Below are 20,733 nucleotides of genomic sequence, written 5' to 3' on the forward strand. Positions count from 1 at the left end.
CCAGCACCTATCTCAGTCTGGTTTTCGAATATACCAGACTGAGATAAGCTATAAAGGTTCGGAAAACGGCTGAAACATTTTTTTATCTTATTCCTCAGTCGACTTTTCGGGTGGTTTCTCATTATACCCCTTCTTATTATTCTGGTTGTCTTTTTCGGCCTTTTCTGCGGCTTCCTTTAGGTTTTTACGTAGCGGCATATCCGTGTCGTCTTCATGCTTTTCGGAATTGGACCGGTTCATAGTCGTCGGTTTGCCACCTTCTACATGCTTATCTTTTTTGTTGGATTGCATATTTTCTACTGTTTTGTGCTAGTGAAGGCCTCACAATAAATATGCCAAGGGAACCTGCAGGGGGGTACCAGGCGAGGCCGTAGTTGAACTCTTTTGTCACTGAAGCGGGGTGGTTGGTATATTAGCCAAAAGTGGAACGTATTAAGAAATTGTGAAGTGCTTTTTTTTGCTTGAATATTTGTCTGCTCTGCCGTTATTATTACTAACTTGAGGCATGTTCCATGTTAAAAACCAAATGTAATGACTAAGAAAATATTAATGCTTGCCGGAGATTATGTGGAGGATTATGAGGCTATGGTGCCTTTTCAGGCCCTATTATCGGTGGGTTTTGAGGTAGATGCCTGTGCCCCAGACCGCAAGAGTGGTGATACCGTCCCCACGGCCGTTCATGACTTTGTAGGCGACCAAACCTACCGAGAGACTCCAGGGCATCAATTTGCTATTAATATCGACTTCGATAAGGTCAATCCTGAAGATTATGACGGTTTGTACGTATGTGGAGGTCGTGCCCCAGAATACATCCGGCTTAACAAACGCATCATCGAAATCACCCAACACTTCTTTGAAACTAATAAGCCAGTAGCGGCCATCTGCCATGGTATTCAAATATTAACGACTGCCAGAGTACTGGAAGGTCGGACGCTTACGGCTTATGTGGCGGTAGGGCCCGATATCGAATTGGCTGGTGGTACCTGGAAAAACATCCCGGCCGATCAGGCCATTGTGGATGGCAATTTGGTAACCTCTCCGGCTTGGCCCGGTCACCCGGCTATCTTAAAGGAATTTTATAAATTACTTGGGGTAGAAATTTCCGGATTATAGATGCAGTTAAACGGCTTAGGAATTCAAAATTCTAAGCCGTTTTTGTTTTTAGGGTCCAGGCAAGCTTTTTGTAAGTAGTTCCTAGTAGTTGTTTTTGCCAAAAATTTTGAACATATTAGACTGTATCGCGAAGGGTACTGTATAGGTATTTTTAATTTCGGCAATGATCCCCCAGCCATCAGCTAGCTATACGTTATAGGGGAAAGTCGGACCGCCGATGGCCGACAGTAGTACGAACCCGTCTTGATGACGACGGATTGGAAGCCAATTTAGTTTGTTGTGTTCAGGATTCATGCCCCTTACGACTATCTATTTCAAATAGGAGAGGGGGGGCACCTACAACTTTAAACACTACGACCATGGAAACAATAGAAACAAGGACGGCGCTTTTGGTAGGGGCTACGGGATTAATAGGTGGCCAACTGCTTACGCGACTTCTCCAGTCGCCCTATTACCAGCAAGTTAGGGTGCTTACCCGGAAAAGTTTGGGGATTACCCACGATAAGCTTATAGAAGTATTATATGATTTTGAGCAACCCGATCCCCAAAAGATTCAGGGACAAGACGTATTCTGTTGCTTAGGGACGACCATCAAGAAGGCGGGTTCGAAGCCAGCTTTTAAGCGGGTAGACTTGGAGTATCCCTTACAGATAGCCCGCTTATCGAAGGCCAACGGAGCTCGAAAATTCTTAATTGTTACGGCCATGGGCGCCGACATTGGTTCTTCTATCTTCTATAATCAGGTGAAGGGAGAAGTGGAGCGAAAGTTGGCGGACTTGAATTTTGACAGCCTGCATATATTAAGGCCCTCTTTATTATTGGGCGATCGCGAAGAGAAACGAATAGGGGAGCAGATCAGTACGGTTTTTGCAAGGATGCTCAACCCATTTTTGTTTGGTCCCTTGCGTAAGTATAGGGCCATAGACTCGGATCGGGTTGCGGCGGCATTATTTGCATTTGCCAAACAAGAGGATAAGGGTAAGTATATTCATTTGTCCGACGAACTTATGAAGTACCACTAGCCTACACCAATAAAAAGCATCGCCCGCTGGTGTTCAGCGTGGATATCCTCCACGTTCCTACCTGCGGGCTCTTTCTTTGGCAGGGTTGTCGAGCGATGGAGTAGCCCCTGAGTTTCGTTATCGTTGTTTACCCTTTGTGCTTCGATTCCAATAGTAAAAGCATTACTTATACCTGAATGGAAACGATGATCCTTCCTAGGCTAGATTCCGGTGTGGGATTTAAAGAAATTACGGGCCATTATGGCATACTCCAGTGGGTTAGCGGTAGCTGGGTCTTGTTCGGCTTCCAGCACGATCCAACCACTATAATTGCTATTGCGAATTATAGTAAATATCCCTTCGAAGTCAATACAGCCATCGGGATCACCGGGCACGGTAAATACGCCATTTTTAACTGCTTTCAAAAAGCTCCATCTTTCTTGATGCACCTTGTTTAAAACCCCTTGTCTAATATCTTTTAGATGAATATGGGCCGTGCGATGAATATATTTCTGTAAGGCAGCTACAGGATCTTCTCCAGCAAAATAGAAATGTCCACAATCGTAGTTGAGGAATACCAGTTCAGGATCGGTTTCTTCAAGGAGTCGGTCGGTTTCCTGGATAGTCTGGATACAGGTGCCCATATGATGGTGAAAGGCGAGCTTTATGCCTCTTTCCCGAGCCAAGGAACCCAGGGTATTAAGCCCTGAAGCGAACCGCTTCCACTCCAGGTCGGACTTCAGGTGTCCTTTTCCTTCAAAAATTGGAACATCCCATTGGCCCTGGCAACTATTGCCTGTTTCGCCTCCACCAATCACCTTGGAACCCATTGTTTCTAGGAAATCGATCAGCTTTTTAAAGGTCCGGATGTTTTCATCGAGCGGCCGGGTAGTCAGCTCATAGCTATTCCACTGATTGCATATCTGTAGTCCTCGTAAATGGAGGGCCTTTTTTAGGACATCGGGATCTTTTGGGAACTTGTTCCCCACCTCGCAACCTGTAAATCCTGCCAGGGCCATTTCACTAACACACTGCTCAAAAGTATTCTCACCGCCCAATTCGGGCATGTCATCGTTGGTCCAATTGATTGGCGCTATGCCCAATTGTATGTTTTTGAAGTTCATGGTTTTAAGCAGTTAAAGGAATGTTCTCTGTGTTTTTTTGTTTTCCTGATAGCTTTTATAGGCAGCCTGGGTAGCAGCTGAGGTCGATACCTCCGCCACAGGAACCTCCCACCAGGCATGGTATCCTTTGACGGTTCTATATAGGTTGGTTTCGATGTAGATCAGGGTGGTTCGAGGGTTGAGTTTAGCTTGTACCAGGGCCTGGTCCAACGAATCTTTATCGGTAGTCCTGATCACCATGGCACCCAGACTTTCCGCGTTTTGAGCCAAATCGACCGGGAGGAAATCGCCTGAAAGTTGTCCTGTATCTCCTTCTCTAAATTGGTAACGTGTACCGAACCTTTCCCCGCCAATACTCTCTGAGAGGCCACCAATGCTGGCATAACCGTTATTATTTAGCAGCAAGATGGTGAACTTGATTCCTTCCTGGATGGCCGTCACGATTTCATGGTTATTCATCAGATAGCCTCCATCCCCGCAAAGCACATACACCTCCCTACTTGGGTCGGCCATTTTAGCCCCTAAGCCTGCTGCAATCTCGTATCCCATACAGGAATATCCATATTCTAAGTGAAAGTTTTTTGGGTCTGTGGCACGCCATAACTTGTGTAAGTCACCAGGGGCACTTCCAGATGCATTGATCATCACATCCCGATCGTCCATAAAGGTGTTCAGCGCACCTATCACCACCGCCTGGTCGATGGGGGGGACGGAGCCATTCCCTTCCTCATAGATTTTGGTGACTTCCAAGTCCCAAGCCTTGTTGATGTCGCCGATCCTTTTTCTGTAAGCTGATGCAACCTCATAGTCGTTCAGCTGCACGGAAAGTTCTTCCAAAGTCGCTTTGGCGTCTGCGGTAAGTGGCAGGGCGGCATGTTTAAAGGAGTCTAATTCGTTGATATTTATATTAATAAACCGTACTGCTGGATTTTTAAAGATCGATTTCGAGGCCGTCGTGAAATCGCTGTACCGAGTCCCAATTCCTATGACCAGGTCGGCTTCGTTGGCGATTTCGATGGCATATTTGGTGCCGGTAGCTCCGAGCCCACCAATGCTATAAGGTTGGTCGAAACGAACGGCACCTTTGCCGGCAAAGGTTTCACCGACTGGAATGCCCGTTTTGCTGGCAAATTGATGTAGCACTGCACAGGCGTCGCTATAAATGGCCCCACCCCCTGCAATAATGACTGGTTTTTGGGCCATTCTAATCCATTCGGCTGCGGTAATAAGTTGTTTTAGGTCGGGTCGGGGGCGGGCAATTTTCCAAATGCGTTTCTTAAATAAGGCTTCAGGGAAGTCGTACGCCTGTACCTGTACGTCCTGCGGCATGGAGAGGGTTACGGCCCCCATCTCCGCTTGTGAAGTTAGCACCCGCATCACCTCGGGTAAAGAATATATCAGTTGCTCGGGTCTATTGATCCTATCCCAATATTTGGAGACAGGCTTGAAACAATCATTAACTGAAATATCCTGGGTAGATGCACTTTCTAACTGTTGGAGGACGGGGTTTGGCTCCCTGGTGGCGAAGATATCTCCGGGCAATAATAAGACAGGCAGCCTATTAATGGTGGCCAAGGCGGCTCCTGTGAGCATATTGGTGGCACCAGGACCTATGGAACTCGTGCAAACCATGGCACCCAGTCGGTTTTTAACTTTGGCATAGGCTACCGCAGTATGTACCATGGATTGTTCGTTGCGGCATTGAAAATAGCGGAAGTCAGGGTTTTCTTTAAGAGCTTGACCCAATCCAGCGACATTTCCATGACCGAAAATACCGAAACATCCACCGAAATAAGGCGACACAATGTCGTCTCTTTCAAGGTATTGCTGTTTAAGGAATTTGATGGTAGCTTGTGCTACGGTGAGTCTAATGGTCATAAAACAAGAGCGTTTAATATTGGGATAGATCTGTTTATTTGGTTTTCGCGAAAGCAAGTCGATGGATTATCTGAAATCGACGGATCTGCCTGTGCTTCCTAAGCGTTGGAACTTGTCTATCATAAATGATTCATAAGTTTTCATCAGGTTTTTGCCCGGGGTAGTTGGTGCAAATTCCTCGGGTTGATCCCTAAAAAACTCCCGGGTAACCATGGTCCATAGGAGACGCGTGTCGGTAGCGATGTTGACCTTGCAGATACCCAGTGGGATGGCAGCCTGTATTTCATGCTGCTGTACCCCGGTGGAGTCGGTTCTAAGGCATCCACCGGCTGCATTAATTCTTCGTATGACCTCCGGGTTAACGTTGGATCCGCCATGCAACACCAGCGGGAAGCCTGGGAGTCGATTTTGGATTTCTTGTAAGATATCCATCTGTAGTCCTTGTGCTCCCGAAAACTTATAGGCCCCATGGCTGGTTCCTATGGCTATTGCTAGGCTATCGCATCCGGTGGCGCTTACAAACTCAACAGCCTGATCGGGGTCGGTATAAAAAGATTGGGTTTTATCTACGACAAGGTCGTCTTCAACCCCGGTCAATACGCCTAGCTCAGCCTCTACGCTGATTCCAAGGGCATGGGCCTTTTTAACGATTAGTTGAGTCCGGGCGACATTGGTAGGAAAGGGGTCGTGGGAGGCATCGATCATGACGGAACTATACCCCCCGGTTTGCAGGGCATTTAGAATATGCGTTTCGGTGCCATGGTCCATATGGACGGCATAGACGGTATTGGGATAAATTTCGGCGGCCGCCTCAATCATTTTTAAAAGCATAGTAGGATGGGCATACTCTCTTGCAAAGGGGGTTGTTTGCAGGATAAAGGGTGCCTGGGCTTTTTGCGCAGCAGAGAAAAGGGCATGGATTTCTTCCATAAAGAACACATTAACCGCCGCCACTGCATAGCGTCCGTAACAGGTTTCGAATAGCTCTTTTGTTGTTAATAGCATTTCACTACGGCTTTAATTGAACATAGGTAATCCTGCTGCCAATCCATTACCAAAATATAGAATACAGGGCGGTCAGCACACCACAAAGTAGGATGGACCCAACCATAAAGCTTCTCCCCGGGCTGAACATGCTTCGATCAATCTCCAGGCCTTTAGGATTATTCTTTCCATGGGGGTCGAGTAATGTAACGACCACTATAACAGCGGTTAATATCAAAAATATAATGCCCATTCGGTCTAGAAAGGGAATGTTGGGTACTAGCCATTTTCCCGCAGTAGAGAGGGGTATGGTTAGGGTTGCTGCCGTAAGAGCGGCTCTGGAAGTGGTTCGCTTCCAGAACATGCCAAACATAAAAATGGCAAATACACCAGGTGTGATAAAACTGCTATACTCCTGTATAAATTGATATGCCTGCTCTAATACCCTTAGCTGTGGCGCTATGGCCATCCCGATCGCCATGGCGGCCCAGATGGACCATCTTCCAATTTTCACCAATTGTTTTTCGGAGGCCGACGGATTGATATACTGCTTGTAAATATCCAAGGTGAAGATGGTGGCTATACTATTGGCCTTTCCAGCAAGGGAGGCTACAATGGCGGCTGTAAGGGCGGCGAAGGCTACTCCTTTCAGTCCGGCTGGTAGTAGGTTCAATAGTACGGGGTAGGCATGGTCGGGTTTTATAATGCCATCGGGGTCCAGCATTTCTTGTTGAAACATACCGTTTTGATATAAGACGTAAGCGGCTATGCCCGGTAGTACCACAATGATGGGAATCAAAAGTTTCAATACGGCGGCAAAAAGAATACCTTTCCTTGCTGTTTTTAAATTGGCTCCCAGGCTTCTTTGAATGATGTACTGATTACAACCAAAATAAGCCAGGTTATTGATCCACATGGCGCCTATCAGCACGCTTAGGCCCGGAAGATCCTTGTAATAGGGGCTTTCTCGGGGTAAAATCATATGGAAATGGTCGTCGGCTTGTTCCTTCAAGACTCCTAAGGCATTAAATATACCTGGACGGTCAAAATGTTGAGATACCAGATCTAAGGCTAAATAAGTAGTAGCGAGCCCTCCAATGATGAGTACCACCACCTGCACCACATCGGTATAGCCAATCACCTTCATGCCGCCAACGGTGATGAGTATAGCGAATAAGCCTAAGCCAAAAATGGAATAGGTGAAGTCAAACCCGGCTGTGACTTCTAAAGCCAAGGCTCCTAAGTATAAAATGGAGGTAAGGTTTACAAAAACATAGAGCAGTAGCCAAAAAATAGCCATTATTGTGGCTACCGTCGGATTATACCGTTGCCTTAAAAACTGGGGCATGGTATATATCTTATTCTTCAAATACACCGGTAAGATGAATACGGCGACGACAATTAGTGAAGCGGCGGCCATCCATTCATAGGATGAAATGGCCAAGCCTATAGCAAAACCCGACCCGGACATGCCAATAAAGTGCTCTGCGGAAATATTGGAGGCTATAATAGATGCCCCAATGGCCCAAAAGGTTAAGGACCCTTCAGCCAGAAAATAGTCTGTCGAATTTATATTTTTAGGTGCCTTTTTCTTATAGATATAATAGCCATAAGCAGATACACCGATCAGGTAAATAATGAATACGATGTAATCTAAAAATTCTAAACCGGTTTGATCCATGGGGTTTGTTTTTAGTTGGAGGGAGGAGTTACACTTTTTTTAAGTTAGCCTTTGACATCTAATCTGTGATTCAGATAGATGGGATGGATTCGAGTACCTCCTGCATTTTGACAGGTCGATTCTCTGACAAAGATTTCATGGCGGCTATGCCAATGGCTGTTGCCATCAGTCCGTCCTGACAATCTATTGGAGATGGATAATCTTTTGTAATACAAGCTACAAAAGTTTCTAGACAAGTTCGATATGCTTGTTGGTATCTTTCTAAAAAAAAGTGTAATGGAGGTGCTCCATGAATCCCTGTTTCAGCGTAAAATTGGGTATTATGTGGTGTATTATTTTCGGCCTTAGCCATTCCTTTCGATCCAAAAATTTCTAATCTCTGGTCATAGCCATAAACTGCTTTCCGGCTATTATCGATGACTGCCATGGCTCCGTTCTCGAAGGTTAGGACTATAATCGCCGTATCAATGTCTCCGAATTCCTTAATTTCTGGCTGTATCAAAGCGTCTCCTTTGACATAGACTTCCATTACCTCGCTGCCAACGATAAACCGGGCCATATCAAAGTCATGTATGGACATATCCAGGAAAATCCCTCCAGACTTCTTAAGATAGGAAATAGGTGGAGGTGAAGGGTCACGGCTTGTAATACGAAGAATATGAGGCTGACCGACTCTTCCCGACAGGACTGATTCGCGTACCTGGTTAAAGTTTGCATCGAAACGCCGATTGAAACCTAACATCAGTTTCACACCATGAGCCTCTACAACCTTTTGGGTCTGCTGAATTCCTGAAAGGGATATATCTAATGGTTTCTCACAGAAGATATGTTTGTTTTGCTTGGCGGCGGCTATCGTGTATGGCACATGAGAAGAGGTGGGGGAGCAGATGATCACCGCTTCAACATCGGGATGATCAATGACCTCAGAGGCATCGGTGGACAGGTTTTGAACGCCCATGTTCCTGGCGATGTCATGGGTCGAAACCGATAGGTCCGATGCTATTACCACTTCTGTTTCAGGCATGTGGCGACATAAATTGGCCAGGTGGATCTGGCCGATCCGTCCAAGACCAATCACGCCGATTTTTAATTTTTTACACATAGGTTTTATGAAATAGGTCAACGACAAGGTCAACGACAGATAGCTGATTCAATCTAAAATTTCCGACTCCATTCTTTTAGCCATCTTTCAACAACCACTTTGGTCTGTGTAAAGAACTCCACGGCATGCTTGCCCTGTCCATGCAGATCCCCATAGAAGCTATCCTTCCAGCCCGAAAACGGGAATTGGGCCACTGGTGCGGCGACGCCGATATTGATGCCTATGTTTCCAGCTTCGGCCTCATGGCGGAATTTGCGGGCATTGAGGCCGCTGCTGGTAAAGACACAAGCCATATTTCCATATCGATTGCTGTTGATGTAAGCTATTGCTTCATCGGTGGTGTTCATGTGGACGAGGCTTAATACAGGGCCAAAAATTTCTGTCTGTGCTAGTAGCCCATCTAAGGGGATGTCTTCTATCACGGTAGGCATAATGAAGTTTCCACTTTCGTAGCCTTCCACCTGACCCTTTCGGCCATCGACCAGAAGTTTACCACCCTCGTGCAGGCCATGGTCAATCAATTCATTGATTCGTTTTTTGCTGTCTGTTGAAATAACGGGCCCCATTTGCACGTCCGAGTCGAGGCCAAATCCAGTTTTTCTGGTCTTTACCGTTTCTACTAGGCTTTCAGTGATATCTTGGTGGGCCCCTACGGTTACGATAGTAGAAGCCGCCAAGCAACGTTGACCTGCGCAACCATATACGCTATCGATCACAATTTGGGTGGTCATGTCTATGTCGGCATCGGGCAATATGATTACCGGGTTTTTTGCACCTCCCTGAGCCTGTACCCGTTTGCCATGGGAGGCTCCCTTTGAATAAACATACTGGGCTACGGCCGATGAGCCTACAAAACTAATTCCCTTGATAATCGGATGTTCGAGGAGGGCATCCACCACCTCACGACTCCCTTGTACCAAGCCCACTACGCCCTGTGGCAGATCGAGTTGCTCCATCAGCCGTACAATTTTTGTCATGGTCATCGGTGTCTTTTCCGAAGGCTTTATGATATAGCTGTTGCCGCAGGCCAGTGCATACGGGAGAAACCAAAAGGTGATCATACCCGGGAAGTTGAAAGGTGCAATGCAGGCACATACCCCTAGGGGTTGTCGGATCATATATTCGTCAATGCCTTTGGCGATGTCTTCTGAAAACTCTCCTTGCATCAATGTAGGCATGCCGCAGGCATTTTCTACATTTTCGATGGCCCGTATCATTTCAGCCCTGGCCTCAAGGTACGTCTTTCCCGATTCCAGCACGATGGTCCGCGATATATCGTCGAGGTTGTCTTCTAGTATCGTCTTCAGTTTGAATAAATATTGGATTCTTTTAGAAACAGGGGTGGATTTCCATTCATGAAAGCCTTGTAGTGCGGCCTCAGCAGCGGCCGATACATCACTAGCCTGGCCTTTTGGCACTTTGGCAAGGGGCTCTTGTGTTGCGGGGTTGAGCACGAGGGTAGTCTCATCCGAATGGCTTTCTACCCATTGGCCATTGATGTAATTTTGTAATTTTTCCATTTTTTAAGGTCTTTCAAGTACTCGTGTTTTTATAGGTTATAATCACATGGGGCTTAAAGCCCTCCCCGGTGGTCTACAAAGGTCATTACCTCGTCATAGGTGGGCATAAAGTTGGCACAGCCTTCGCGGGTTACGATGATGGCCCCACATGCATTCCCCATCCGTACACTTTTAAAAAGACTCCATCCGTTGAGTAGTCCATAGGAAAAGCCCGCGCAGAAGGCGTCGCCGGCACCGAGTACATTGAGCACTTCTACCGGAAACCCTGGGACTTTTATTTCTGGCTGCCCAGGTTGAAAGATGGAAGCTCCTTCTTTTCCTCTTTTTACGACTAACGTCTCCACCCCGACTAGCATGATCTCGTCAATAGCCTGGTCGATATTCCCTTGGATTTCAGGAGCAGAAATTTGCTGATTCCGGATTAGTAATTGGCCCTGATCGGTCAGGTAGGTGGCTAATATTTCTTCTTCTGTACCCACCACAACATTGAATTTCCCTAAGGCGGCCCGCAGCGTAACGCCGAATGCCCGAGGGTCGAACCATTGGTCGGCCCTGAAATCGATGTCTAAAATGCAGGTTACCTTGTTCTTTTGTGCTTGCTCGAGGGCATAGAACATGGCCGTCCGGCTGGGGTCTTTACTGAAGGCCGTTCCCGAAAACACGGCCGCCCGAAAAGACGCAAAAGGTAAAGCGGCGACATGGTCCAGGGACAAATTGATATCGGCACAGTTGTCTCTGTAATAGACCAGGGGGAATTTGTCGGGAGGTTCTATGCCCAATATTACGGCCGAACTTCTGGTGCCATCGATGACTGGCACCCACTGGGTAGCTATACCTTCCTGCTCTAAAAAGTGCCGGATAAAAAGGCCTACCTGATCGTTTCCGACCCCGGTGAGTATGGCGGTTTTTAGGCCAAGTCGTTGGCTGCCAGTTGCTATGTTGAGGGGGCAGCCCCCTACAAAGGCATTAAAGGCCTTAATTTCTTCAAATGGCGACCCAACATTGGCTGAATATAGATCTATGGATGAACGGCCCAAAGTGAGTAAATCGTAATTTGACATAGTAAATAGGTTGAAAGCTGCTCAATCGGTAAGGTCCTCGTTGAATATATGATTAGCCGTTCATTTCGGCCGTGACCAAAGGTAGCCTGGGGTCGGAACCCTTCCAGGTACCATATATCCATTCATGGTCGGGATCGGTGGTGTTGGCAAGGGATTGATCACTACCGGCCAGGAAATTCAGATAATAAACATTGTATCCGTGCCCCGCTACAACTGGATGATAGCCCTTAGGAATCAATACTGCCTCATTGTTTTGTACCCTTACAATTTCGTCCAAGGAACGGTCGTCGGTATATACCTGTTGAATGGCATATCCCTGTGGTTTGTCAATTTTATAAAAATAAATTTCTTCCAGGTTGGCTTCCAAGAGCTTGCCTGCTTCGTCTAGTTTTCGCTCATCGTGTTTGTGGGCTGGGAAAGAACTCCAATTACCGGAAGGGGTGTATACTTCAACACATACAATTTTATGACAGTCGAAGCCAGGCTCCAGCAAACTGTTGATTTGCCTGTTGGCATTATCACCACCTCGGAATTCAATCGCTGCCTCCTCGGGACGCTTCATTTGTGGGGGATGATCCTGGTCCGACTTTACCCTACAAATGGCAATGTCGGTGCCATCCTGTTGAGACGTCAATACAAAGTCGGTACGACGTGAAATATACATGGCATGTCCTATCCCACTAAATACGTCTTTACGACCGTTGCCGGTTTCCCAGGATTGTCCCTGAGCGTTTACCTGAAAGTTGCCGCCAAGTAGTACAATACAATATTCGAATTCTCTAGAATTTAGTTTAATTTGTTCACCATAATCGAGTACCTTGGCTTCGAAATTAAGGTGTTCCCATCCGGCATCTTGACTCGTAAGATGATGATAGGTTTTGGATTCTCTTCGTGGTTTAACGAGTAACTTGCTCATCTTTTCGTATTTAATTCATACAAGTATAGGTTTGTATAAATTAAATACAAAATATAAATATGTTAATATCCTATGCAAACGTTTGAAATAATGCTTCAAACGTTTGCGGATATGTATAATTAAAACTTGTAATCATACCATTTAATGACTTCCGCCCGCCCCATCACCATCAAGGATATTGCCAAACGTTTCCATTGCTCTCCATCGACGGTGTCTCGTGCTTTAAACGATCACCCGGCCATTAACGAGGACACCCGGCGCAATATCAAGGAATATGCCCTAGAGGTTGGCTATCAGAAAAATGAAGTTTCGTTAAGCCTGCTCAATAAAAAAACGGCAACCTTAGGTGTTGTGGTACCATCCATTGGCCATTATTATGAAACGGCGGTAATAGAGGGGCTTCATGCCGTTTTGCAACCTTTGGGTTATACACTCAATATCTGTGTGACCAACGAAAACTATTTGTTGGAAAAGGAATACCTGACAAAGCTACTGTCTAACCGTATAGAAGGCATCTTCCTGTCTGTGGCTCAGGAAACCTACGATGCGGGCTATTATGAACACCTTGAGCAGGTAAACCAGCGACATACTCCATTAATATTTATAGATCGGGAATACGAGACCTTCGAAACCAGCAGGGCTACTGTAGACGATTATCATGGCGCCTTTGCCGCTGTGGAGCATCTCATACAGATGGGCTATCGCCACATCGCCCATCTGAAAGGACCAAATGGACTTACGGTAACAGAGCAAAGGTTTAAAGGCTATATCGACTGTCTCCGAAAGTATAATTTAGACATTTCAGAAGAACTTATAATCAATACAAATTTCAAAGTGGAAAGTGCTATTGTCCCTACCAAACGATTGCTAGACCTACCCTTGCCTCCAGATGCCATCTTTGGTGTGAACGATCAGGTGGCCATTGGAGCGATGCGCGTGGCCAAGGACCGTGGATTGCGCATACCTCAAGACATTGGCTTGGTTGGCTTTGATAATTCCCCGATTACGGCCTATACTTATCCTTCTCTCACTACAGTAGGCCGACCAGGGAGGAAGATTGGCATGGAGGCCTCCCGACTCTTCCTTAACCAGTTGAATGCCTCAGAGGATTTTAGGCATGAAAATATTGTCTTGCCTGCAGAATTGATCATTCGTGAGTCGACGCTCAGATTAAGTTAATTTGGGCGAGAATTATTATTGCTTGCATTGAAATATTCATGGAGGTTTTCCATCGTTTGGCTAACACTACAACTTCAGATAAGCTTCCAGTATTTTTACAATTCTAGGGTTAGAGTGGTTAGCAACCTTGTTTTTTGATAAAACGCCTATCCTACGGGCGTCATTATTGTAGGGCGATCGTTAGTTCCAACTTAGGTGAGACGGGAAAGTATATTCGTTTGGCCAATTAATGAGTTATCAATAATAAAAAGCATCTCCCCAAGCGGAAAGATGCTTTAAGTATTACCCTAAACCTACAGTTCTTCAATCAATAACGGGAACGACCATATTGACCACCAGCTCTTGAGTTTCGATAATCCTTGGATAGTCGTTGGGTATCGGCCATCAGCCTCAACAGTTTATCTTTAAGGATGCGGGTCTCTCTGTTGGAAAGGCGACCTCGGTTACTGTATTTCCTTTCTAAGGCCGCAATTCTTCTATATTCGTTTTGAAGATGGGAGGCTTCCCTGGGGGATAGGGCACGTCGACGAACCCCCGTTTCTATTCCTTTCTTTACCTCGAATTGCAGCCGATCAATTTCAGTGCTTCGACGGTCATTTTTTTTGTGGTAAGGATCGTTATAAGAACTATAACGGTCGTATTGAGGGTAGTTTTGAGCTTGAACGGAAGTGAGTCCAAAGGCGAATAGGATGGCAACAATAAGTATCTTTTTCATGGCTAATATTGGTTAAATTCGAAGGTTAGAGCACCAATGCCATGATGGGTTTAAGTGTTGCTTGTTAACGATTGTTAAGCAAAGTGGTAGTAGGCCTTACGGTAAAAAAGTAAGGTTAGGAAAGTTATTTATACTGAAGGAGTTAAGGTGGAGTAGTTGTGTTTCGATTTTTTTTCATCCAGAACCCGCTGAATGGAGTCCTGAGAGAGGGAAAGTATTTCTTCCAACGTTTTGCCTTGAGGTTCTATGGCGGGTAGGGCCGTCCAACTCAGAGCTGTAAAAGAGCGTAAAGGGAAATACCCTTTGGGGTTAAGTTGCCCCGTTCCCGTAATGGCCATGGGAATAATGAGAGCGTCAGGCGCTTTTTTGAGTAAAGTGGCCACACCGCCAGGTTGAAAGGACTTCATGATTCCCGAGGCCGACCTAGTTCCTTCGGGAAATATCATGGCTACGGTTTTTTCTTGCTGAATAAGCGCACCCAGCTTGGCAATCTCAATAATAGCCTTTTTGCCTTCTTTTCGGTTAATAAGCGCCGACCCACCATGGCGTAAGTTATAGGAAATACTAGGGATGCCTTTAGCTAGCTCGATTTTTGATACAAAACGAGGATGGTATTTCCTGAAAAACCAAGTCATACCCGAAATATCGAACATGCTTTGGTGGTTGGCCAGGACAATGAGGGGCCGATTTTCGGGGATTTTAGCGCGCATATCGAATGTGATACGCGCTCCAGTGAGGTGTAAGCCAAAGTTGATGAAAAAATTGAGATAGTCGACGGTAACTTTATGGGCTTTCTTTCCGAAAATATTAAATGCCACCCATTGAATAGGATGGAAAATTAAAATCGTTAATAAAAAATAGACAAGGTATATGCTACTGAGCAGATAGTCGATTATTTTTTTCATTCTTCTTTATTTTTTGCAAAAATAAGCCAAAACTATGGGGATAATAAATATATGAGAGGCTATAAATGAGAAAAGTCATATAAATACTTACATTTTATTACCGTACTTTGTATTACTGTAAATGGAATTTAAACAGACTAATTAATGGACACCGCACTTTCAGCCGTACGTCTTGAAGTAATGCAACACGTAGGGAAGGACCTAGACGGTCTTATAGCAGATTATTTAAAGCCTATAGAGGAGAATTGGCAACCTTCTGATTTTTTACCAGACTCAGCCGACGAAGACTTTATAAAGGAAGTGAAGTTGTTGCAGGAGAGCTGTCGCGACTTGCCTTATGATTATATTGCCGTACTGATTGGCGATACCATTACCGAGGAGGCCCTTCCTACTTATGAGTCGTGGTTGTCGTCGGTGGTAGGCGTAGACCAAGTTCATGAGCCCAATGGTTGGATGCGCTGGGTACGTGCATGGACGGCTGAGGAGAATCGACATGGCGATCTTTTGAACCGTTATTTGTACTTGTCGGGCCGGGTAAACATGCGGGCCATGGAGGTATCCACACAGTATCTGATAGCCGATGGCTTCGATATTGGCACTGATAGGGATCCTTATCGTAACTTTATCTATACTTCTTTTCAAGAGCTAGCCACCAACGTTTCGCACCGTCGTACCGCGTCCTTGGCTAAGAAATTTGGCAATCCACATTTATCTAAGATTTGCGGGGTGATTGCAGCGGACGAAATGCGTCATGCGAAGGCCTATAAATCCTTTGTGAGCCGAATTTTGGCCGTAGACCCTTCGGAGCTCATCTTGGCTTTGGAAGATATGATGCGGAAGAAGATTGTGATGCCCGCTCATTTCCTTCGTGAAACGGGAACCAAAATGGGAAGCACGTTCTCGCATTTTTCAGATGCAGCCCAACGTCTGGGGGTTTATACGACCATCGACTATATCGAAATTTTGGAGTCTTTGCTTCAGGAGTGGAATATAGAGTCGGTGAGAGATATTAATACGCAAGCCGAAAAGGGAAGGGACTATTTAATGGCTCTGCCGGCTCGTTTACGCCGAATTGCCGACCGTACCCGTGTTCCTGAACTGAGCTACGAGTTTAGCTGGATCAAGTAATTTTTGGTTTATCAGGGAAGCCACTATCAATTTATAAGTCTCGACTTATAAATTGATAGTGGCTTTTTTATAGGTAAGACATCGAGAAGCCTTCCGATAGGGTGTTTTTGCACCAAGTTCGGTGGCTATTCCTATTGATAGGTTATTTAGGCAATTTTACTTGGTTGGTAAGGGGTATGTGCTCTTCAAATTCTGTAAGGTTTTGGAGGGTAATATGGGCAATTTCCTCTAAGGCCTCCTGGGTGAAGAAGCCCAAATGGCCCGTTACAAGTACATTAGGGAAGGAGATCAGCCTAGCTATGACGTCGTCCTGAATGACGTTGTCGGCATGGTCCTTAAAGAATAAATTGGCCTCCTGCTCGTATACATCGATTCCTAGGTATCCTATCTGTCCAGTTTTTAGGCCTTCTATCGCCGCTTTGGTGTCTACCAATCCTCCTCTACTCGTATTGATAATCATGACACCGGGTTTCATTTGTGAGATGGTCTCGGCGTTGATTAGGTGCGTGGTAGCGGGTATTAAAGGGCAGTGTAAGGAGAGCACATCCGTTTGGGCGAAGAGTTCTCTCAAGCTCGTATAGCTTACCCCTTCAGCGACGAGTGATGGGTTTTCTTGAATGTCATATGCGAGGACTTTACAACCAAAACCGAGCATGATCTTGCAAAAGCTAGCACCAATCAGTCCCGTTCCTATCACCCCAATGGTTTTATTAAACAAATTAAATCCAGTAAGATGTTCAATTGAAAAGTTTCCCTCCCTTACTCGGTTATAAGCACGGTGTGTCTTTCGGTTGAGGGTAAGGATTAATGCTACGGCATGCTCAGCAACGGATTCAGGTGAATAGGCCGGCACGCGCACAACGGGTAGGCTGAGCCGGTGGGCCGCTTCAAGATCCACGTTATTGAAGCCTGCGCAACGAAGGGCAATGATTTTTACTCCAATACCGGCAAGTTTTTTGAGCGTTGCTTCGTCCAGAACGTCGTTTACAAAAACGCATACCCCATCGAAACCTTCTGCCAATTTAGCAGTTTGAAGGTTGAGGGGGACCTCGAAATAAGTGATTTGATGGTTTTTAAGAAAGGTAGATTGGTTAAAATAGGTCTTGTCGTAAGATTTGGTATTGAAAAACGCGATTTGCATAAGGTAATCATTAAAGGAATAAATACTATAGGCCAAAACCTTAGATAGGTTTAAGAATCTTGGAATGAGGCTGCGATATGGGAGCCATCACAGTAAGGCTTGTGAGCCGAGTGCCCACAACGACAAAAGGCCGTAACCTTAGTTTTGTGAGATTCCTCCCCTGTACTTTCTCTTACAGTCAGACTACCGTAAATGAGCAGAGGTCCATTCGCTGTTACATCAATGACGGTAGGTTGGGCTGTCTGCTCCGATAACGCTTCTGGAGGCTGCTCGGTGTTCACTTCATAACTCAAGGCCCCAGATGGACAACGTTTTATTTGCTCTGCAATACGTTCGGTGGGAGCGGCGTCGGGTTTGATCCAGGGCTTTTCGGCCGGGTTAAAAACTTCCGGTAGGCTACCCGTCTTTTGCCAGCATATGCGCGAATGGATGCATAATGCGGGTTTCCATATAATGGTCATTTCTCCATTGCTGTACTTTTTGACAATTTCGGACATGGCGTAAAGGCTAAGTGTGGTAACAATACCAAAATCTACTTAGAATTTGTGGGAATGAGAAATCTATGGATCAGAAATTTACCCCTACCTTAAAAGTAGAAGGGTACCTGTTTGCCGCACCGACTCCCCACTGGGGAGCTCGCCTTCGAGTACCCATTGATAGGTGCCCGATTCCGCAGGCGACTGGGCCACCAGGCCATTCCAACCCGATAAGGGCGTGTTGCTTTCGAAGATAGGCGCTCCCCAGCGGCCATATATCCTCATATGTTTGAGGGTAATTGTCGGATCGTAGATGGGCAGCAAGTGGTCGTTGATACCATCGCCATTGGGTGAAAAAGCTTCTGGGAATTTTAAATTCATTCGTTTGTTTATCTGTAAGTATACGGTAGCGTCCTCTGAGCATCCATTTACATTCGCTGCTACCACCCTATACTTTTGGTCTTGGTCTAAAGTGGCGGTTGGAGTAGGAGAGGTAGGGTCATCAAGCCCATTAGGAGGCGTCCACGCAAAAGTTACCCCAGTAGCATTCGAGACGGTAGCACTCAATTGAAAAGGATTATTGGGCTCTATGATTTGGCCTGGTGTGACCTTCAGCTGGGGTCGGGGAAGTACCGTTACCCTTACGGTATCCGTAGCCTCACAGTCATCCCCCGTGACGCTATCTACCGACTTAGCGTGAACAATATAGCTCGTAGAAGCCTGTGGGGTTACCGTAGGGCTCTGAATGCCAATATGGTCTATGTTGCTATTGGGGGACCATACGAAGGAGCTCCCATCGCTGGTAGTGAGTAGGGTAATGGTTTGGCCCTCGCAAATGGTGGTGTCCGGTAGACTCTCCACTTTGATATTACGACCAGTTACGGTAACGGAGGTGTCACGTATGCAGCCATTAGTATCCTTTATGTAAAAACTATGGATCCCTTGAGGTAGAGAAAAAGAAGGGTCGGACCGATAGGCCCCCGAGTTTAAAGCATATTGGTAGGGCGGGGCACCATCTTTTACTCGAATAAGTACGTTTTGGATTGGACTACAACCGGTGATATTCTGATCGATCTCGATGCTGGGCAGTGATACGATAGGGCTTTTAATATTATCCAATGTCTGGCTACATGCCTTATTGACAATCGATAGCTTAACATTTTTTGTACCTGCCGTGGACCATTGAATGTCAATAGGACCTCGTCCGGTTCCATTCAAAACCTGCGCGCCATCGAAGTCCCATTCCAGCGCATAGGGGGAGTCCATGGGCAATGTCCCCGTGTACTGAATTGTAGCCTTTCCATCTTTACAGCTATTACCCGGGTCGATGGAGAAATCAGCATTGGGGTTGTCATGAATGAAGCTACAGGCTTGAAGATAACGATCAGCCAGCTCGGTGCCCGTCCGATAAGTATTGGCGAAAGACAAAAAGGCAAAATATGCGGAAGCGGATTCACAAGTACTCTTACTCGAATTGCCATATAAACGGATTGAGGCCCCTGCTTTAGCGCAATACAGTCCTGAAGGATCCTGTTTTGAGGCCACAAGTTGGTCATTGACGTAAAGTTCCACGAGCCCTGTTACGTCATTTCTGGTAATAGAAATGAGGTAGTACTCGTTAAGGTTTAGGGGGATGCAATTGCTAAAGTTGGCGTCGTCGAGGGACAAACAGGCCTGATCACCGCCCCCTAGGCGCTTATAATGAATACCAGAAGTGCTGTTTCCCTGAGAAAAATCTAATACAGGAGCGCGATTAATAGGCCAGGCACTGTTGCTGACGAGAAACTGAATGGTGTAGGTTTTTCCAATAAGACCATTAGAATTATCGTAAAGGAGGCTGTTGTCTGAAAACAAATTGTACACTTTACGTTGGGTATTGCAGGAAACCATCTGTTCTACAAACTGGCCGGAGCTCGAAAAATTATTGCATCCATTAGAAGTTCGCACGGCCGCCAGTTCGTTGCCACAGGCGGGGCTGTCGACTTCGAAGTTGCCCATCAGACGATAGGTGTCGGCCAAGCTTTGTGCCCAGCCCGATGAAACCGAAAGAATTAATAATAGACCAAGACGGATGTATAGATTTATCATTTATTCCTCTTTTTGTAACGCCAAAGCGCTCTGAGATCCGTAAAATAGATCCTCAGTTATGCTAAAATTACAAGGAATATTAGAGAAATTGAATAAAGTCGAAATTTTTTAGAATTAGAAAGCTCTTGGGAATAGTGGGATGTTTACCAAATAAAGTAAGGCGTAATCTTAGTTTACTGTCTAAGTCTATTTTTTCAAGAAGACGATTCTCCATGACCTGCGAAATGGAAGCCTTTATTTTTAGGGTCTATTTAGTTACAATTGGTTGGCTTAAGAGCCGTTCCGGAGAATTTTAAGCTACTAATATCCTTGAAAACGGTCTGGCCATTACTTTTAATCGTCTCTCCAATTCCCTCTATGAGGTGGTTGTCTTTTAGTAAAAAAACGACCTGGCGCAAAGTCCCCTTCGGCCTAGTATTAAATATTCCAATAATGGTATCACCATGAATTGAAGCCAAATAAGGTCCGTTATTATTTTCCTTTTTGGATCCATTATAGGCCAAAGTACCGATAAGGCTATCACCGTTGATGCGTGAATTAAGTACTATGGAATCCTTATTTGCAAAAGAAGCATAACAATATTTAGCTATTTGCGATACAGGTTCTGTACTGATCTCGGGAGGAGCACTTTCTTCCGTTGATGCACGGCAAGAAGTAAGAAATATCAAAACCAAACAGCCGATTTTATTAAAATACTTCCATTGATTAGGCATAAAAGAAT

At 45.6% G+C, this 20,733-nt stretch carries 19 protein-coding genes; 4 read left to right on the forward strand and 15 right to left on the reverse strand.

The genetic code is table 11. The annotated features are described in order from the left end of the window. Positions 1-87: 87 nt before the first annotated feature. Positions 88-291 carry a hypothetical protein gene (locus CLV98_RS10140; protein WP_109674200.1) on the reverse strand — a complete coding sequence of 68 codons (204 nt, stop codon included), beginning with the start codon at positions 289-291 and terminating at the stop codon, positions 88-90. Between the two features lie 240 nt (positions 292-531). Here CLV98_RS10140 and CLV98_RS10145 point away from each other — a divergent pair, with 240 nt between their 5' ends. After that, on the forward strand, positions 532-1,113 hold the full coding sequence (locus CLV98_RS10145; RefSeq protein WP_109674201.1) for a DJ-1/PfpI family protein: 582 nt from the start codon (positions 532-534) through the stop codon (positions 1,111-1,113). 359 nt (positions 1,114-1,472) lie between these two features. Continuing rightward, positions 1,473-2,135, forward strand: coding sequence for a Rossmann-fold NAD(P)-binding domain-containing protein (locus tag CLV98_RS10150; RefSeq protein WP_109674202.1), 663 nt, complete (start codon positions 1,473-1,475; stop codon positions 2,133-2,135). 200 nt (positions 2,136-2,335) lie between these two features. Here CLV98_RS10150 and iolE read toward each other — a convergent pair whose 3' ends face one another. From iolE to iolB, 8 genes are all read right to left on the reverse strand, one after another. Further along, complete coding sequence (gene iolE, locus CLV98_RS10155) at positions 2,336-3,238, reverse strand: myo-inosose-2 dehydratase (RefSeq protein ID WP_109674203.1); 903 nt, start codon at positions 3,236-3,238, stop codon at positions 2,336-2,338. Between the two features lie 12 nt (positions 3,239-3,250). After that, on the reverse strand, positions 3,251-5,116 hold the full coding sequence (gene iolD / locus CLV98_RS10160; protein WP_109674204.1) for a 3D-(3,5/4)-trihydroxycyclohexane-1,2-dione acylhydrolase (decyclizing): 1,866 nt from the start codon (positions 5,114-5,116) through the stop codon (positions 3,251-3,253). 66 nt (positions 5,117-5,182) lie between these two features. Next, positions 5,183-6,121: a class II fructose-bisphosphate aldolase gene (locus tag CLV98_RS10165; RefSeq protein ID WP_109674205.1), complete on the reverse strand. Its 939-nt coding sequence runs from the start codon at positions 6,119-6,121 to the stop codon at positions 5,183-5,185. A gap of 46 nt (positions 6,122-6,167) precedes the next feature. Then, positions 6,168-7,781, reverse strand: a complete 1,614-nt coding sequence (locus CLV98_RS10170; protein WP_109674206.1) for a sodium/sugar symporter — start codon at positions 7,779-7,781, stop codon at positions 6,168-6,170. A 70-nt stretch (positions 7,782-7,851) separates the two neighbouring features. Then, a complete protein-coding gene (iolG, locus tag CLV98_RS10175; protein ID WP_109674207.1) occupies positions 7,852-8,883 on the reverse strand; it encodes an inositol 2-dehydrogenase in 1,032 nt (343 codons plus the stop codon). A 53-nt stretch (positions 8,884-8,936) separates the two neighbouring features. Continuing rightward, positions 8,937-10,403 carry a CoA-acylating methylmalonate-semialdehyde dehydrogenase gene (locus CLV98_RS10180; protein ID WP_109674208.1) on the reverse strand — a complete coding sequence of 489 codons (1,467 nt, stop codon included), beginning with the start codon at positions 10,401-10,403 and terminating at the stop codon, positions 8,937-8,939. Positions 10,404-10,456: 53 nt separating this feature from the next. After that, the gene (iolC, locus tag CLV98_RS10185; RefSeq protein WP_109674209.1) at positions 10,457-11,464 is read right to left on the reverse strand and encodes a 5-dehydro-2-deoxygluconokinase; all 1,008 of its coding nucleotides are present in this window, start codon (positions 11,462-11,464) and stop codon (positions 10,457-10,459) included. A gap of 52 nt (positions 11,465-11,516) precedes the next feature. Then, entirely contained in the window at positions 11,517-12,380 is an 864-nt protein-coding gene (gene iolB / locus CLV98_RS10190; protein WP_109674210.1) for a 5-deoxy-glucuronate isomerase, read from the reverse strand. Between the two features lie 144 nt (positions 12,381-12,524). Between iolB and CLV98_RS10195 the strand changes: the two genes are divergently transcribed. Further along, positions 12,525-13,559 (forward strand): LacI family DNA-binding transcriptional regulator, encoded by a 1,035-nt coding sequence (locus tag CLV98_RS10195; protein ID WP_109674211.1) that lies wholly within the window; start codon positions 12,525-12,527, stop codon positions 13,557-13,559. A gap of 307 nt (positions 13,560-13,866) precedes the next feature. On the opposite strand, the gene CLV98_RS10200 is transcribed toward CLV98_RS10195, so the two are convergent. After that, positions 13,867-14,274 carry a hypothetical protein gene (locus CLV98_RS10200; RefSeq protein WP_109674212.1) on the reverse strand — a complete coding sequence of 136 codons (408 nt, stop codon included), beginning with the start codon at positions 14,272-14,274 and terminating at the stop codon, positions 13,867-13,869. 128 nt (positions 14,275-14,402) lie between these two features. Beyond that, positions 14,403-15,179: a lysophospholipid acyltransferase family protein gene (locus CLV98_RS10205; RefSeq protein ID WP_109674213.1), complete on the reverse strand. Its 777-nt coding sequence runs from the start codon at positions 15,177-15,179 to the stop codon at positions 14,403-14,405. Positions 15,180-15,323: 144 nt separating this feature from the next. On the opposite strand from CLV98_RS10205, the gene CLV98_RS10210 reads away from it, so the two are divergent. Continuing rightward, a complete protein-coding gene (locus tag CLV98_RS10210; RefSeq protein ID WP_109674214.1) occupies positions 15,324-16,307 on the forward strand; it encodes an acyl-ACP desaturase in 984 nt (327 codons plus the stop codon). Between the two features lie 142 nt (positions 16,308-16,449). On the opposite strand, the gene CLV98_RS10215 is transcribed toward CLV98_RS10210, so the two are convergent. The 4 genes from CLV98_RS10215 to CLV98_RS10230 form a co-directional block, all read right to left on the reverse strand. Beyond that, entirely contained in the window at positions 16,450-17,448 is a 999-nt protein-coding gene (locus CLV98_RS10215; RefSeq protein ID WP_109674437.1) for a 2-hydroxyacid dehydrogenase, read from the reverse strand. 50 nt (positions 17,449-17,498) lie between these two features. After that, the gene (locus CLV98_RS10220) at positions 17,499-17,945 is read right to left on the reverse strand and encodes a (4Fe-4S)-binding protein (RefSeq protein WP_109674215.1); all 447 of its coding nucleotides are present in this window, start codon (positions 17,943-17,945) and stop codon (positions 17,499-17,501) included. 84 nt (positions 17,946-18,029) lie between these two features. Further along, the gene (locus CLV98_RS10225; RefSeq protein WP_109674216.1) at positions 18,030-20,012 is read right to left on the reverse strand and encodes a T9SS type B sorting domain-containing protein; all 1,983 of its coding nucleotides are present in this window, start codon (positions 20,010-20,012) and stop codon (positions 18,030-18,032) included. Positions 20,013-20,263: 251 nt separating this feature from the next. Next, complete coding sequence (locus CLV98_RS10230) at positions 20,264-20,725, reverse strand: hypothetical protein (protein ID WP_109674217.1); 462 nt, start codon at positions 20,723-20,725, stop codon at positions 20,264-20,266. Positions 20,726-20,733 lie beyond the last annotated feature (8 nt).

The sequence above is a fragment of the Dyadobacter jejuensis genome (genome assembly GCF_003149085.1).
In the GTDB taxonomy this organism is placed as follows: Bacteria; Bacteroidota; Bacteroidia; order Cytophagales; family Spirosomataceae; genus Dyadobacter; species Dyadobacter jejuensis.

Excerpts from the sequence above, each read along its gene's own strand:
- CLV98_RS10170 (WP_109674206.1), bottom strand. The coding sequence starts at position 7,781 with ATGGATCAAACCGGTTTAGAATTTTTAGATTACATCGTATTCATTATT.
- CLV98_RS10200 (WP_109674212.1), bottom strand. The coding sequence starts at position 14,274 with ATGAAAAAGATACTTATTGTTGCCATCCTATTCGCCTTTGGACTCACT.
- iolD (WP_109674204.1), bottom strand. The coding sequence starts at position 5,116 with ATGACCATTAGACTCACCGTAGCACAAGCTACCATCAAATTCCTTAAA.
- CLV98_RS10145 (WP_109674201.1), top strand. The coding sequence starts at position 532 with ATGACTAAGAAAATATTAATGCTTGCCGGAGATTATGTGGAGGATTAT.
- CLV98_RS10180 (WP_109674208.1), bottom strand. The coding sequence starts at position 10,403 with ATGGAAAAATTACAAAATTACATCAATGGCCAATGGGTAGAAAGCCAT.
- CLV98_RS10150 (WP_109674202.1), top strand. The coding sequence starts at position 1,473 with ATGGAAACAATAGAAACAAGGACGGCGCTTTTGGTAGGGGCTACGGGA.
- iolG (WP_109674207.1), bottom strand. The coding sequence starts at position 8,883 with ATGTGTAAAAAATTAAAAATCGGCGTGATTGGTCTTGGACGGATCGGC.
- iolE (WP_109674203.1), bottom strand. The coding sequence starts at position 3,238 with ATGAACTTCAAAAACATACAATTGGGCATAGCGCCAATCAATTGGACC.
- CLV98_RS10195 (WP_109674211.1), top strand. The coding sequence starts at position 12,525 with ATGACTTCCGCCCGCCCCATCACCATCAAGGATATTGCCAAACGTTTC.
- CLV98_RS10140 (WP_109674200.1), bottom strand. The coding sequence starts at position 291 with ATGCAATCCAACAAAAAAGATAAGCATGTAGAAGGTGGCAAACCGACG.
- CLV98_RS10205 (WP_109674213.1), bottom strand. The coding sequence starts at position 15,179 with ATGAAAAAAATAATCGACTATCTGCTCAGTAGCATATACCTTGTCTAT.
- CLV98_RS10165 (WP_109674205.1), bottom strand. The coding sequence starts at position 6,121 with ATGCTATTAACAACAAAAGAGCTATTCGAAACCTGTTACGGACGCTAT.
- CLV98_RS10220 (WP_109674215.1), bottom strand. The coding sequence starts at position 17,945 with ATGTCCGAAATTGTCAAAAAGTACAGCAATGGAGAAATGACCATTATA.
- iolB (WP_109674210.1), bottom strand. The coding sequence starts at position 12,380 with ATGAGCAAGTTACTCGTTAAACCACGAAGAGAATCCAAAACCTATCAT.
- CLV98_RS10230 (WP_109674217.1), bottom strand. The coding sequence starts at position 20,725 with ATGCCTAATCAATGGAAGTATTTTAATAAAATCGGCTGTTTGGTTTTG.
- iolC (WP_109674209.1), bottom strand. The coding sequence starts at position 11,464 with ATGTCAAATTACGATTTACTCACTTTGGGCCGTTCATCCATAGATCTA.
- CLV98_RS10210 (WP_109674214.1), top strand. The coding sequence starts at position 15,324 with ATGGACACCGCACTTTCAGCCGTACGTCTTGAAGTAATGCAACACGTA.
- CLV98_RS10215 (WP_109674437.1), bottom strand. The coding sequence starts at position 17,448 with ATGCAAATCGCGTTTTTCAATACCAAATCTTACGACAAGACCTATTTT.
- CLV98_RS10225 (WP_109674216.1), bottom strand. The coding sequence starts at position 20,012 with ATGATAAATCTATACATCCGTCTTGGTCTATTATTAATTCTTTCGGTT.